This is a genomic window from Arthrobacter oryzae, from assembly GCF_030718995.1.
GTDB classification, from domain to species: Bacteria; Actinomycetota; Actinomycetes; order Actinomycetales; family Micrococcaceae; genus Arthrobacter; species Arthrobacter oryzae_C.
On the sequence record NZ_CP132204.1, the window covers coordinates 1,312,237 to 1,326,376 of the forward strand.

Below are 14,140 nucleotides of genomic sequence, written 5' to 3' on the forward strand. Positions count from 1 at the left end.
ATTACTTCTTCTCGTCTTCGTCAACAATCTCGGCATCGACGATGTCTTCATCGGCCTTGGTGCCTTCGGAGCCGGCGGCACCTTCCGCACCTGCGGCACCCGTTGCACCGTCCGGCGAACCGGCCTGGGCGTAGATGGCTTCACCGAGCTTGCCCTGGGAAGCCTGCAGCTTCTCAAAGGCGGTCTTCACAGCGGCATCGTCGGTGCCTTCGAGGGCCTTCTTGAGGGCGTCGACGTCGGCCTGGACCTCGGTCTTGACCTCTTCCGGCAGCTTGTCCGCGTTGTCCGCGATCAGCTTGTCCACGGAGTAGGCGAGCTGCTCGGCCGTGTTGCGGGTGTCGGTTGCCTCGCGGCGGGCCTTGTCCTCGGCTGCGTGCTCCTCGGCGTCCTTGACCATGCGGTCAATGTCTTCCTTGGAGAGCGCGGTGCCGCCGGTGATGGTCATGGACTGTTCCTTGCCGGTGCCCTTGTCCTTCGCCGAGACGTGGACGATGCCGTTGGCGTCGATGTCGAAGGTGACCTCGACCTGCGGAACGCCGCGCGGAGCCGGCGCAATGCCGGTCAGCTCGAACGTGCCCAGCGGCTTGTTGTCCCGGGTGAACTCGCGCTCGCCCTGGAAGACCTGGATGGCCACGGACGGCTGGTTGTCGTCAGCCGTGGTGAAGGTCTCGGACCGCTTGGTGGGGATGGCCGTGTTGCGCTCGATCAGGTGCGTCATGATGCCGCCCTTGGTTTCGATGCCGAGCGACAGCGGCGTGACGTCGATCAGGAGGACGTCCTTGCGCTCGCCCTTCAGCACGCCGGCCTGGAGGGCGGCGCCGACGGCGACGACCTCATCCGGGTTGACGCCCTTGTTGGGCTCCTTGCCGCCGGCGAGTTCCTTGACGAGCTCGTACACGGCGGGCATGCGGGTGGAACCGCCCACGAGGACAATGTGGTCGATCTCGGAGAGCTTGATGCCGGCTTCCTTGATGACGTCCTGGAACGGCTTCTTGGTACGGTCCAGGAGGTCCTTCGTCAGGTCCTGGAACTTGGCGCGGGTGAGCTGCTCATCCAGGTGGACCGGACCATCGGGGGTGACGGACAGGTACTGGAGGGAAACGTTGGTGCTGGTGGAGGAAGAGAGTTCCTTCTTGGCCTGCTCCGATGCCTCGCGCAGGCGCTGCAGGGCAATCTTGTCCTTGGAAAGGTCGATGCCCTTGACCTTGAGCTGGTTCAGCAGGTAGTTGACAACGCGCTGGTCCCAGTCGTCGCCGCCGAGGTGGTTGTCACCGGCGGTGGCGCGGACCTGGATGGTGGAGAAGTTGTCTTCGTCCTTGCCCACTTCCAGCAGGGAAACGTCGAACGTTCCGCCGCCGAGGTCGAAGACGAGGATGAGTTCATCTTCCTTGCCCTTGTCCAGGCCGTAGGCCAGGGCCGCAGCGGTGGGCTCGTTGACAATGCGGAGGACGTTGAGGCCCGCGATTTCCCCGGCTTCCTTCGTGGCCTGGCGCTGTGCGTCGTTGAAGTACGCGGGAACGGTGACCACTGCGTCGGTGACCTTTTCGCCGAGGTAGGACTCGGCGTCGTTCTTCAGCTTCATCAGGATGCGCGCGGAGATTTCCTGCGCGGTGTACTTCTTGTCATCGATGGACACGTTCCAGTCAGTGCCCATGTGGCGCTTGACGGAAGCGATGGTGCGGTCGATGTTGTTGACGGCCTGGCGCTTGGCGATCTCGCCGACCAGGACTTCGCCGGACTTGGAGAACGCAACGACGGACGGCGTGGTGCGGCCGCCCTCGGCGTTGGCAATAACGGTGGGCTCGCCACCTTCGAGAACGGAGACGACGGAGTTGGTGGTTCCGAGGTCGATACCTACTGCACGTGACATGTGTTGCTTCCTTCTTTCCTTGGAAACGACCCGGCGCCGGGTTGCCGGGCTGGCCGGTTCAGGCTGGTCGAAATTCAGGCACGCCCACTCATTGAGCGATCTACACTCAACTTTACCCACGGCCGGAATTAAGTCAATCCAAGGTTGAGTCAACCACGCTCAACTTCGGATTTCCCTTGGGGAGCACGGGTGCCTGAGCCCACCAACAAGGCCGCGAATCCGGGCCGGACACGGAGCGCCCGGCGGCGGTTTCGCTGTGCGTGAAACCGCCGCCGGGCGGGTCGGGAGCCGGGCGGGGCCGTCAGCGGGTGTCGCCGGACTCTTCGGCAGTATCCGCCGGGCGGGCAGTACCGGCGGCCGGCCCGGCCGTACCGGCTTCGCCGTAGTCGCCGTCCGGGTACTCGGCTTCGTCAGGATTCACCGCGTTCTCCCCCGCGGTGCCGTCCTTGCCGTCATCGCTGGCTCCGTATTCGCCTTCGCCGGCTCCGGCCGGTTTCCCGACTGCCCCGGCAGTTCCGTAATCACCTTCGGAGTATTCGCCTTCGCCGGCCCCGGCCGGTTTCCCGACAGCCCCGGCACTTCCGTAATCACCCTGGGAATATTCGCCTTCGCCGACGCCGGCCGGTTTCCCGACAGCCCCGGCAGTGCCGTAATCACCTTCGGAATATTCGCCTTCGCCGGTGCCTTCGACTGCCGGCGCGGGCTCGGTGCTGCGCTGCTTTTCAGCTTCGAATTCGCTGTTCTCTGAAAATTCGCTGTTCTCTGACACTGACGGTTCCCTCCTGGAAGCATCGGACGCCCGGACGGGCGCAGGGGCAGTCTATCCATCCGTCCGATGCTTCAACAGGGGCGTCAGCTGCGCACGACCTCCAGTTCGATAGCAGTCCAGGACAGTGCCGGCAGGCTGGCGCGGACTTCGCCGCCGGCAGCCTTGACACCTTCCAGCGCGGTCAGGCCGACGGCACCGGGGTTGTCCTGGGTGTTGGTGATGAACCGGTCTGCGCCGTCGGGAATGCGCAGCACGTCGGCCCGGACCACCTGCCGTGCATCAAATCCGCGAAGGACCACTTCGACGTCGGCGGCTTCTTCCAGCCCGCGGTTGGCCAGGAACAAGGCGATGCGCCCGGTTTCCTCGTTCCAGGTGGCGCTGACGTCCACAAGGTCGGCGTCGCCGAATTTGGCGTTGCTGTATTTGTCCGAGTCGACGGCGAGCCGGAGGATCTGCCCGTGCGCCAGCTCGGCCATGCGGGCAAACGGATGGAAGATGGTCTGCTTCCACGCCGGACCGTTTTCCTCGCTGAGGATGGGGGCAATCACGTTGACCAGCTGCGCCTGGTTGGCGATCTTGACGCGGTCGCCGTGCCGGAGCAGGGAGTTCAGGAACGTTCCGACGACGACGGCGTCCGTCACGTTGTATTTGTCTTCGATGACGCGGGGGTGCTCACGCCAGCCGTGCCTGCCCACCTGTTCAGGGCTGTCGGCATCGCCGGGCCGGGTGTACCAGACGTTCCATTCGTCGAAGGAGAGGTTGATGTGCTTTTTGTGCTTGCCCTTGGCCCGGACGGCGTCCGCCGTGGCGATCACGGATTCGATGAAGTAGTCCATGTCCACGGCGCTGGCGAGGAAGCTGCCGGCGTCGCCGTCGTGCTCCTGGTAGTACGCGTGCAGGGAGACGTAGTCCACCTGGTCGTAGGTGTGCGTCAGGACGGTCTGCTCCCAGGCGCCGAAGGTGGGCATTCCGGAGTTGGAGCTGCCGCACGCCACGAGCTCGATGTCCGGATCGACGAAGCGCATGGCCTTCGCCGCTTCCTGCGCCAGGCGGCCGTATTCCTCGGCCGTCTTGTGTCCGATCTGCCACGGGCCGTCCATCTCGTTGCCGAGGCACCACAGCTTGATATTGAAGGGGTCCTCGTGGCCGTTCTTGCGGCGCAGGTCGGACAGCCGGGTGCCGGACGGAATGTTGGCGTATTCCACCAGCTCACGGGCTGCGTCCACGCCGCGGGTGCCGAGGTTGACGGCTTCCATGACCTCCACGCCGGCCTCGCGGGACCAGTCCACGAATTCGTGCAGGCCGAAGGCGTTGGTTTCGAGCGTGTGCCAGGCTCCGTCCAGCCTGCGCGGCCTGTCGGCCGCCGGCCCGATGCCGTCCTCCCAGTTGTAGCCGGACACGAAATTTCCGCCCGGGTAGCGGACCACGGTGGCGCCGAGCTCCTTGACGAGGTCCATGACGTCGCGGCGGAATCCGCGCTCGTCAGCCGCGGGATGGCCCGGTTCATAGATGCCGGTGTAGACGCAGCGGCCCATGTGCTCAACAAAGGATCCGAAAATCCGGCGGGGAACCTCACCTACGGTGAAGTCGCGGTCAATGGTGATGCGTGCGCGGGACATTTTGCTCCTGTCCTGGTGGTGGGCTTGATTCGGGTGGCGGGGCTGGTGTTGCGGGCTGCGGCGTCAGGTGCCGGCGAGGCCGGTGGTGGCCACGCCCCTGATGATCTGCCGCTGGAAGAACAGGAACACCACGATCAGGGGCAGTGCGGCCAGCAGCGCGGACGCCATGTTCTGGGCGTACTGGATCCCGTAGGCGCTCTTGATGGTCTGCAGGCCCACCGGCAGGGTGAGCAGCGAGCTCTCGTTGGTGGCGATGAACGGCCAGAGGAAGTTGTTCCAGGCGCCGATGAACACGAAGATCGCGACGGCGGCCAGGATCGGCCGGGACAGCGGAAGGACGATCGTGGTGAAGATCCGCAGCCTTCCGGCGCCGTCCATCAGCGCGGCCTCCTCGAGTTCGCGCGGGATCTGGTCGAAGAACTTCTTGAGCACAAACACCATTGGCGAGTGGATCACCTGCGGCAGGATCAGCGCCCAGTACGTGTCGATCAGGTTCAGCGCCTGCATCTGCTGGAACAGCGGAATGATGAGGACCGGCGGCGGGACGATGATGGATGCCACGATCACGCCCATCAGCATTTTCTTGCCGCGGAAATCAATCCTCGAAATGGCGTAGGCAACGGAGGCGGAGATCACCAGCGTGATGGCGGTGATCGCCGCGGACGTGAACAGCGAGTTGAGCGTCCAGGTGGGGATGTTGCCGCTCTGCAGGACTTTGGCAAAGGCGTCAAGGGTGAAGCCCGACGCCGGTATCCAGCTGATGGGGGTGGAGGCAGCATCAGTTTCGCTCTTCAGGGCGGTGGCCGTGGCCCAGGCGAAAGGTACCAGCCACGCCACGGCAAGGACCGCCACAATGACGGTGGCCAGGATGCGGGACAGCGGCGTCTTCGGGCGCCGGTTTGGCATGGTTTCCGCGGAACCCTTTGGCTGGAGTGCGGGCTTGGAAAGTGTGGTGGTAGCCATGGCTAGGCGCTCCTTTTCCGGGTGGCGAAGACCTGGGCCAGCGCGATGAGCAGGATCAGGCCGAAGAAGATGTAGGAAATGGCGGCGGAATAACCCAGCCGGTAGCCCGTGAAGCCGGCCTCGAAGATGTACTGCACGATGGAGCGGGTCGCTCCGCCCGGTCCGCCTTCAGTCATCTGGTAGATCTGGTCAAAGACTTTCAAGGACGCGAGGATCTGCAGGATCACGATCATCACCGTGGTGGGGCCAAGCTGGGGAAGGCTGATGGAGAAGAACTGGCGCCAGCCGCCGGCGCCGTCGAGCGAGGCTGCCTCGTAGTGCTGCTGCGGGATGTTCTGCAGCGCGGCCAGGTACAGCAGGAAGTTGAAGCCGATGGTCCACCAGACCGTGGCGATCACCACGGCCCACATCGCCACCGCGGGATCGTTGAGCCACGCCACCGGCGGAATGCCCACCTTTGCGAGCAAATCGTTGAACAGGCCGAGCTCCGGGTTGTACATCCAGGCAAAGAACAGCGAGACCACGGTGGAGGCCAGCAGGAACGGGGAGAAGAAGGAGAGCCGCCACAGCCACTGCGCCGGCAGGCCCATGTTGACGAGTGCTGCCAGCGCCAAAGCAATGACCACCAGGGGCACGGTGCTGATCAGCGTGAAGTAGAGAGTGTTCCCCAGGGAGCGCCACATGTCCGCGTCGGCGAAGGCCTCGGCGTAGTTGGCCAGGCCGATGATTCCGCTGTTGGCGCCGGTGAGGGATTTGCCGGTGAGGCTCATGATGGCGCCGGAAATCATGGGCCAGACCAGGAACAGCAGGAAGAAGACCAGGAACGGCGCGGAGAAGGCCCAGCCGTGGATGTTGTCACGCCGGGAGCGTGGCGACGTCGCGGCGGGCGCTGATTTTGCCGCTGGCGCTGATGTTTTCGCGGGCGCTGTGGTGCGGGCGGTGCTCATGAGGACTCCTTTGTCACGGGCGGGTCGGTGCTCAGGTTGGTGCTCAAGCGGGGTTCGGCAATGCGTGCTCCAGCAGTGGTGCCGGGTCCGGCGCTCATACCGGATTCGGCATGGCCAGAACCGTGTTGATGCGCTTCATGAAGGCATCCCAGCCGTCCGCGGCCTTGTCCCGCCCCAGGAACACGTTCTGGACGTTCTCGGCGAAATAGCCCTGGAAATCGGATCCGGAACCGGTGAACCAGGCCACGGGGTCGTAGTTGATGATGTCCGCCGCGTGGGCATAGTCCGCCTGCGGCTTCAATGCCGCGTACTCCGGCGAGTTCACCACCGGCTGGTAGGCCGGAATGTGGCCGGCTTCGGCCCAGCTCAGGGAGTTCTTGAGCATGGACGCGACGAACTGGTAAACGCCGCGGCGCCTGGATTCGTCCAGCGTTGCCTGGTGCGGCAGCACGAACGAATGCGAGTCGGCGAAGGCTGCCGGCGTTCCGAACAGAGTGGGGATGGTGCTGGCACCGAACGGGACACCCGCCGTCTTCATGGTGGGCAGCTCCCAGACACCGGTGAAAAGCAGCCCCGACCCCTGGCTGGCGAACTCGGCGATGGCCGTGCCGCCGTCGCCGCTTTTCGTGGAAATGGTGTTGTCCAGCAGCGAAGTGATGAACTCCAGGCAGTCGATGGCCACATCCCGGTCCACTTGGGCGGGCCTGCCGGGTTCCAGGATGAAGTCCGCGCCGTGCTGGCGGTACAGGGTGTAGAAGAGGCGCCACATCTGCGCGCCGTCGCCGAGGTAACCGTAGGAGAGCCCGTGCTTGCCGGTGACGCGCTGCAGTTCACGGCTCACCTCGAGGAACTGCGACGGCGAGGAAATGTCCGCGAGCCGGCCATCGCTGCCCAGGACGCCGGCTTTGTCCGCCACTTCCGTGTTGTAGAGCATGACGAACGGGTGCGAATCCAGCGCCAGCGAAAAAACCTGGCCGTTGAACTGGCTCTTCTCCCAGATCCTGGAGCCGAAGTCCTCCGGGCGCACACCGAACTCCGCCAGCAGGTCCAGGTCCCACGCATCCAGCAGCCCGCCCGGGGCATAGCCGGGGACCCTTGCCGCGTGCATCACGGCCACCTCGGGCGGGCGCCCTCCGGCCGAGGCCATGGCCAGCTTGGTGTAGTACGGCGTACCCCAGGCGAGCACCGTGGGCTTGATCCTGAAGTCAGGATGGTCCGCGTTGGCCTTGTCGATCATGGCCATCATCTTGATGCCGTCTCCTCCCGAGAGCAGATGCCAGAACCGGATGTCATTGCCGGCCGCCTGGGCCGCTCCGCCGCATCCTGTCAGGCTTGCTCCCAGCGAAAGGCTGCCTGCGAGCACACCTCCCCCAAGCAGCAGCTGCCTTCGGGTCATCTGCATCGGGCGTGAATCAACTTGCTTCACCGTCACTCCTTTGGACGTAGCCGTTGGAAAAATCCGCCTGCCGCCGGGCTACTGCCGGTCATGTGGACCGGGCCCGGCGGCTGTGGGCTGAGACACACTTTATATCGTTGTAAATGCAGTTACAAGGAAAATTTGTTAGCGCTCACAAACTAAGAGCCTGCACTCCCTGGCGCCTTCGCCTTTAGTCGAGTCCGGCCACGCCCGCCAGCACCCGGAGGTGGTGCTCGAACAGATCATCCCTGGCCGCGAAGGTGCCCTCTCCGTACTGGCCGAACACCTCGAAGCTGACTGCGCCGAACAGCGACGTCCAGACCAGAGCCCCGCGAGCCAAGAGGTCGTCCGGGACCGCCAGGCCCAGCTCCTCGCGGATCACCGCCAGGTCCTGCGCCAACGGCCCGGACACGGCAGCTGAGGGGGTCTCCACGAGGAGGGCGCCGGCCCGCCAGGCGCCGTCGAAAATGTCCATCAAGGCGTTGATGACCCGCGTCCCCGGACCCGTGGTCCGTTCCGCGGGCGCCTGGTACCCGGGCACGGGGCTGCCGAAGAGCAGGGCATAGCGCGCGGGCTCGCGGACCGCCCAGCTGCGGACGGCCCGCCCCAGGGCCCGGAATCGTCCGGCGAAGTCCGCTTCCGCCACGCGCCCGACGGCGGCATCCACCTCGTCACCCAGCTCGCCGTACGCATCGATCAGCAGGAGGGTCAGCAGTTCGTCCCGGTTCTGCACGTACCGGTACACAGCCGAGGACACCACCCCCAGGTCCCTGGCGACGGCCCGCAGGGACAAGGCCGCCGCCCCGTGGACGGCCAGGTGCTCCCTGCCCAGCCGGACGATATCGGCGACGGTCTGCGCCCTGGCCCGCTCACGCGGAGTGCGGGGCATCGGACTGGGGGAAGGTGCGGCCGGCATTCCCCCAGCATTCCATGATTCAGAGCACTGTCAACATTGAAGAGCAGTGCTCTTGACTTTGCGTGCCCTGCGGAGCATCCTTATTCCGAGAGCACCGCTCTCTACTAGCAGGCGCAGAACTAGCAGGCGCCGACTGAAGGCCCAGAAAAGAGAATCCGATGCCCGAACTGTATGTAGTCACCGGCGCAGGCCCTGTCGGCTGGACCATTGCGGAGCAGCTGGCCGGCCAGGGAAACCGGGTGCGGGTCCTGACCCGTTCGGGCAGCGGCCCGGCGCACCCCCTCATCGACAGGATGTCCGTGGACGCCTCCAATGCCGGCCTGCTCGGCGAGGCCATCGCCGGGGCGTCGGCCGTCTTCCACTGCATCCACGGCTCCGCCTACGCCGCGGACGCATGGATGCGGGAACTCCCGCGGGCCGAAGAAGCGGTGCTGGCTGCAGCCGGCGAGGCGGGCGCCGTCGTCGTTTTTCCCGAAAGCCTGTATTCCTACAGCCGGCCGGATGCCGTCATGGCGGAGGACAGCCCGCGGGACGCCCAGGGCGGAAAGCGGGGCGTCCGCACGGCGCTGCTGAAGGCGCGGGACTCCTCCCCCACGGACACCGTGAGCGTCGTGGCGGGCGACTTCTTCGGCCCCCGGGTGCTGAACTCGCACGCCGGTGAGCGCATGGTCCCTGCCGTGCTGGCCGGAAAGAGGCTGCTGGTGATTGGCAGCGCGGACCAGCCGCACTCTTTCACGTATGTGCCCGACCTTGCCGCGGCCATGATCCGCGCGGCGCAGACACCGTCCGTCTGGAACCGTGTATGGCACGCCCCCACGGGCCCGGCCGTCACCCAGCGCCAGCTCGCCACGGCCTTCACGGAAGCCGGCGGGGTGACTGCCCCGAAAGTCGGCGCAGTGCCGGGTTGGCTCCTCCGCGCCATGGGATTCGTCTCCTCCGGCACCCGGGAGCTGGCCGAAACGCTGTACCAGTTCGAGCGGCCTTTTGTGATGGATTCGCACGCCAGCGAGGCCGCCCTGGGGCTGCACCCGACCCCGCTGCCTGAAGCGGCCGCGGCCACGGTGGCCTGGTGGCGGGCGCGGGGCTGAGGGGCCGAGACGTCACGCAGAGCAGGCTTTAAGCCAACCAGGAAGGGTGCGGCCGCGTAAATTCACGGCCGCACCCTGAGCGGAGTCCTAAAAGTGTGCGTGGCCTGACGCCGCCGCTGCGCCTAGCTGCGCGAAGCGCCCTCCAGGTCGGTCTCCAGGCCGGCCTCGTCGCCGCGTGATCCGGCAAGCGCCCGCTCGTCGTCGTCCAGCCGTCCCAACCTGCTGGGCCACCAGATCCGCCGGCCCAGATCGTAGGAGAGCGCCGGGACCAGCAGCGAGCGGACCAGGACCGTGTCCAGCAGCACCCCGAAGGCGACGATGAACGCGAGCTGCACCAGGAACATGATGGGGATGACGCCCAGCGCCGCAAACGTTGCGGCCAGGACCACACCGGCGGACGTGATGACGCCGCCCGTCACACCGAGGCCGCGCAGGATTCCCGGCCTGGTGCCGTGCTTGAGGGATTCCTCCCGGACCCGGCTCATGAGGAAGATGTTGTAGTCCACGCCCAGCGCCACCAGGAACACGAAGCCGAACAGCGGAACCGTGGCATCCGCGCCCGGGAACCCGAAGATGTTGTTGAACACCAGCGCCGAAACGCCCATGGCGGCGGCGTAGGAGAGAACCACAGAGGCCACAAGGAGGACCGGGGCCAGCACGGAGCGCAGCAGCAGCATGAGGATCAGCAGGATGACGGCGAGCACCACCGGGATGATGACCAGCAGGTCCCGCTGGGCTGTGGTGTTGGTGTCCAGGGCCGTCGCGGTCACGCCGCCCACGAGCGCGCCGTCGTCGATCTTTTTGAGTTCCTCGCGGAGCTTCACCACAACGTTCTCGGCGTCATTGGAGTCCGCCGCGTAATTCAGGGTTGCGTTGATGAGCACTTTTCCTTCGCGGACATCGGGCGCGCTCGGAGCTCCCGGGACCGCAGTGATCGGCACACTCCCCTCCGCCAGGAGGTAGGCATCGCCGACGCCGCCCATCGCCTTGGTTTTCTCCAGCACCTGCTGCGCCTTCGCTTCGTCGGTAACGATCACCGCAGGGCTGCCGGACCCGGCGTCGAAATGGCGCGCCAGCGCGTCCTGCCCGTCCACGGCATTGGAGGCGGTGAGGATGACATCGGTCTGCGGCACACCGTTGGCCTTGAGCTGCAGGATGCCCGCTGAGGCCACCAGAAGCAGGAGCACCGATGCGACCCAGACGGCCCGGGGCCGGCGGGCAACAAGGGACCCGGTGGCGCGCCACAGTCCCTTCTGGCCTTCGAGGCCGGTGACGAACCGGGGTTCCCGTTCGGCGTCGGGGACCAGCTTGGGGCGGAACGGCCAGAAGGCCGTGCGGCCCAGCAGCGCCATCAGCGCCGGGAGCAGCGTGAGTGCCGCAAAGAGCGAACAGAGAATGCCGGCTGCAGCCACCGGGCCCAGCGCCTTGTTGGAGTTCAGGTCGGAAAACAGCAGGCACAGCAGGGCGATGATCACCGTGGCGCCGGAGGCCAGGATGGGCTCGAAGGATGCCTTCCATGCGGTGAGGACGGCCGCAGTGCGGTTGGTGGTGTGGGTCAGCGCTTCACGGAACCTGGCCACATACAGCAGTGCGTAGTCCGTGGCTGCGCCGATCACCAGGATGGAGAGGATGCCCTGACTTTGGCCGCTGAGCTGGATCCAGCCGAGCTTGGCCATGCCGAACACCAGCAGGATGGCAGCGCAGAGTGCGAACACCGAGGTGAAGAGCACTGCGATGGGCAGGAGCAGGGAACGGTAGACAATCAGCAGGATGATGAACACTGCAGCGAGGGCCACCAGCAGCAGGATGCCGTCAATGCCCGCGAAGGCGCTCACCAGGTCCGCTGTCAGCCCCGCCGGACCGGTGACGAACGTCTGCATACCCTCCGGCGCAGACGCCTGGACCTCATCCCGGAGCTCCTGGACGATTTCCTTGACCTCTCCCGAGGAGGAAATGGGCACCACGAACTGGACGGCCTCGCCGTCCTTCGACGGGATGGGTCCGATGACCGCACTGCCCGCCTGCAGTTCCTCGAGCTTGGCCTTGAGGGCAGCCGCCTCCCCCAGCTGAGCAGGAGTGAAGGCGGTTTCGCTTTCGACGACGATCACGGCCGGAATCTCATCCGAGTCCCTGAACTTGGCCTGCCAGTCCTGGGCCTCCGTAGCCTCAGCGCTGGCGGGCAGGAATGAGGCCTGGTCATTGGAGGACACTTCCTCCAGGCGGCCGAAGGTGGGGCCGCCAATCCCGGCAATGGCGAGCCAGGTAATCACGAGCAATACGGGGACCAGCCAGCGGAGCCAGAACGGAACGCGCGCAGTGCCGGGATGTCTCTGTTTCATGTGTCCTTCTGGTGGTTCCTCGGAGGAGTAGAATCTACTCCATCGTAGACTATCTCTATTATGGAGATAAGTAGCCGGACGTAAATAGTCGCTAAACATTCCGTCGGTGAGAGAATCTTGGCGGAGCCAACAGATTTCCGCAGGCAAGAAGCCTGCGAAACCACGCAGCAAGGAGGGACGCCGTGTCGGAAGACCCTGCCGAGCGCCCCGGACCCGCTGCACCCCAGGGCCTGGTCCGGCTGCTGCAGGAGTTCACGCTCGAAGCCAACCGCTACGTGGACGCGGCCGGCGGGCGCAACGACATGCACCGCACGGACCTCAACGCACTCGCCGTGATCATGCGGCACGCGGCCAAGGACCAGGTGGTCACGCCGGGCGTGCTCCGGAAGGAACTCAACCTCAGTTCCCCCGCCACCACGGCGCTCATCGACCGGCTGCACACGTCCGGACACGTGGTGCGCGAACGACAGGGTTCGGACCGCCGGCAGGTCCAGCTGCGCATGACCGAAAAGGCCTACCGCGACGGCGGGGCCATGTTCCTGCCGCTGGCCCGCCACATGGGCGCGGCCATGGCGGAATTCACCCCCGCGGAGCTGGAGGTGGCGGCACGCTTCATGGAGTCCATGACCGAGGCCACCATCCGCGCCGCTCAGGAAGCGGCGGGGCCGGGCGCGGCGGGGCCGGGCGCGGCGGGGCCGGGCGCGGCCACGCAGGGTGCGGCGGCGCCGGAATAACCGGGCCTGCTTTGGTCAGCTCGATTGCCGCGCATTTTCCCGCCGGAGCGGTAGCGTTTCCTTATGAGTGCACAGCAGCCTGAAGACGTGTACACGCATGGTCACCACGAGTCCGTGGTCCGCGCCCATGCCTCACGGACCGCAGAGAATTCCGCCGCGTTCGTGATCCCGTACCTCACCCCCGGCACGTCCGTGCTGGACGTGGGCTGCGGGCCGGGCAGCATCACGTGCGACTTCGCGGGCCTTGTGGCGCCCGGACACGTGACCGGGCTGGACCGTTCCCCGGATGTGATCACCCACGCCACCGAGCTTGCCGCCGAACGCGGGGTGGAGAACGTCGAGTTCGTGGCGGGGAATATCTACGACCTGGACTTCGACGACGAAACGTTCGACGTCGTCCACGCCCACCAGGTGCTTCAGCACCTGACGGACCCGGTGGAGGCCCTGCGCGAAATGCGCCGGGTGGCCAAGCCCGGCGGCATCGTGGCAGTGCGCGACGCCGATTTCCACGGCATGAGCTGGTATCCCGCCATCCCGGAACTGGACGAATGGATGGAACTGTACCAGCGCATCGCCCGCCGCAACGGCGCCGAACCGGACGCCGGACGCCGCCTGGTCTCGTGGGCCCAGGCCGCAGGATTCACCGACGTCGCGCCCACCAGCAGCAACTGGCTGTATGCCACAGGACAGCAGCGCCGGTGGCAGGCCAGGGTCTGGGGCGAGCGCGTGCTGCATTCGGCCTTCGCTGACCAGGCGCTGGAGTACGGCTTCGCCAACGCCGCTGACCTTGCCCGGATTTCCGCAGGCTGGCACCGCTGGGGTTCCACCGACGACGGCTGGTTCCTGATCCCTAACGGCGAGGTCATCGCGCGGGCCTGAGCTCCCGCGGTCGTCCGGGCTAGCCTTGCCGTGCGGGAAGCGTCACCCTGGCGGACTCTCCCATGGCCTGGTCGGCAGTGAACCCGACCACGCCGATTTCGACCGCGCGGCCCCGGTGTACATCCGTCATGGATGCGGTCCGCGCACCGCCCTCCACCAATCCGGCCGGAATGCCGTCCACGGTCAAACCCCAGCGGTAGGGTTCCGCCCCGCTCGGCTCCCAGGAAATTTGGACGGTGCTCACGTCTCCGGCATCCGCAGTGACCACTACGGTGACGTTGCGAGGCGCTGCCGGCAACCCGTCCCAGGGTCCCCGTCCGATGTGCACGGCAGCGGTCGCCGTCGACGCCCCTCCCGTGAAAAAGGTAATCCTGACCTCCGCAGTTCCTTCGAACACGTCATTGAACGTGTGCGCCGCGACCGGAAGCGGACCGACTTCATCAATCACGCCGTCGCCGTCAAAGTCCCATTCATAGAGCGCCGCACTGACCCCCGCGGGTAAAGACGGGGACACGTCGAAGGTGATCTCCTGGCCCGGCATGGCGTAATAGTCGGGGTGCCGGAACGCCGCCTGAGGGAGTGGTGCAGCGGGCTCAGAG

At 66.1% G+C, this 14,140-nt stretch carries 12 protein-coding genes; 3 read left to right on the forward strand and 9 right to left on the reverse strand.

Going from position 1 to position 14,140, the window contains the following annotated elements; genetic code table 11:
• Position 1: 1 nt before the first annotated feature.
• The 7 genes from dnaK to Q8Z05_RS06095 form a co-directional block, all read right to left on the reverse strand.
• Positions 2 to 1,870, reverse strand: coding sequence for a molecular chaperone DnaK (dnaK, locus tag Q8Z05_RS06065; protein WP_305942586.1), 1,869 nt, complete (start codon positions 1,868 to 1,870; stop codon positions 2 to 4).
• A gap of 301 nt (positions 1,871 to 2,171) precedes the next feature.
• Positions 2,172 to 2,639: a hypothetical protein gene (locus tag Q8Z05_RS06070; RefSeq protein ID WP_305942587.1), complete on the reverse strand. Its 468-nt coding sequence runs from the start codon at positions 2,637 to 2,639 to the stop codon at positions 2,172 to 2,174.
• Positions 2,640 to 2,722: 83 nt separating this feature from the next.
• Positions 2,723 to 4,258: an arabinosylfuranosidase ArfA gene (gene arfA / locus Q8Z05_RS06075; protein WP_305942588.1), complete on the reverse strand. Its 1,536-nt coding sequence runs from the start codon at positions 4,256 to 4,258 to the stop codon at positions 2,723 to 2,725.
• A gap of 63 nt (positions 4,259 to 4,321) precedes the next feature.
• The gene (locus Q8Z05_RS06080) at positions 4,322 to 5,221 is read right to left on the reverse strand and encodes a carbohydrate ABC transporter permease (protein ID WP_305942589.1); all 900 of its coding nucleotides are present in this window, start codon (positions 5,219 to 5,221) and stop codon (positions 4,322 to 4,324) included.
• 2 nt (positions 5,222 to 5,223) lie between these two features.
• Positions 5,224 to 6,168 (reverse strand): carbohydrate ABC transporter permease, encoded by a 945-nt coding sequence (locus Q8Z05_RS06085; RefSeq protein ID WP_305942590.1) that lies wholly within the window; start codon positions 6,166 to 6,168, stop codon positions 5,224 to 5,226.
• A gap of 94 nt (positions 6,169 to 6,262) precedes the next feature.
• Entirely contained in the window at positions 6,263 to 7,594 is a 1,332-nt protein-coding gene (locus Q8Z05_RS06090; RefSeq protein WP_305942591.1) for an extracellular solute-binding protein, read from the reverse strand.
• Between the two features lie 181 nt (positions 7,595 to 7,775).
• Entirely contained in the window at positions 7,776 to 8,501 is a 726-nt protein-coding gene (locus Q8Z05_RS06095) for a TetR/AcrR family transcriptional regulator (RefSeq protein ID WP_305942592.1), read from the reverse strand.
• A 158-nt stretch (positions 8,502 to 8,659) separates the two neighbouring features.
• Here Q8Z05_RS06095 and Q8Z05_RS06100 point away from each other — a divergent pair, with 158 nt between their 5' ends.
• On the forward strand, positions 8,660 to 9,589 hold the full coding sequence (locus Q8Z05_RS06100) for an NAD-dependent epimerase/dehydratase family protein (protein ID WP_305942593.1): 930 nt from the start codon (positions 8,660 to 8,662) through the stop codon (positions 9,587 to 9,589).
• Between the two features lie 122 nt (positions 9,590 to 9,711).
• On the opposite strand, the gene Q8Z05_RS06105 is transcribed toward Q8Z05_RS06100, so the two are convergent.
• Positions 9,712 to 11,928 carry an MMPL family transporter gene (locus Q8Z05_RS06105; RefSeq protein ID WP_305942594.1) on the reverse strand — a complete coding sequence of 739 codons (2,217 nt, stop codon included), beginning with the start codon at positions 11,926 to 11,928 and terminating at the stop codon, positions 9,712 to 9,714.
• A gap of 182 nt (positions 11,929 to 12,110) precedes the next feature.
• Here Q8Z05_RS06105 and Q8Z05_RS06110 point away from each other — a divergent pair, with 182 nt between their 5' ends.
• Together Q8Z05_RS06110 and Q8Z05_RS06115 are read left to right on the forward strand one after the other, a co-directional pair.
• Positions 12,111 to 12,662, forward strand: coding sequence for a MarR family winged helix-turn-helix transcriptional regulator (locus tag Q8Z05_RS06110; protein ID WP_305942595.1), 552 nt, complete (start codon positions 12,111 to 12,113; stop codon positions 12,660 to 12,662).
• A 63-nt stretch (positions 12,663 to 12,725) separates the two neighbouring features.
• Positions 12,726 to 13,541 carry a methyltransferase domain-containing protein gene (locus tag Q8Z05_RS06115; RefSeq protein ID WP_305942596.1) on the forward strand — a complete coding sequence of 272 codons (816 nt, stop codon included), beginning with the start codon at positions 12,726 to 12,728 and terminating at the stop codon, positions 13,539 to 13,541.
• A gap of 19 nt (positions 13,542 to 13,560) precedes the next feature.
• Here Q8Z05_RS06115 and Q8Z05_RS06120 read toward each other — a convergent pair whose 3' ends face one another.
• Positions 13,561 to 14,082: a hypothetical protein gene (locus tag Q8Z05_RS06120; protein ID WP_305942597.1), complete on the reverse strand. Its 522-nt coding sequence runs from the start codon at positions 14,080 to 14,082 to the stop codon at positions 13,561 to 13,563.
• Between the last annotated feature and the right edge of the window lie 58 nt (positions 14,083 to 14,140).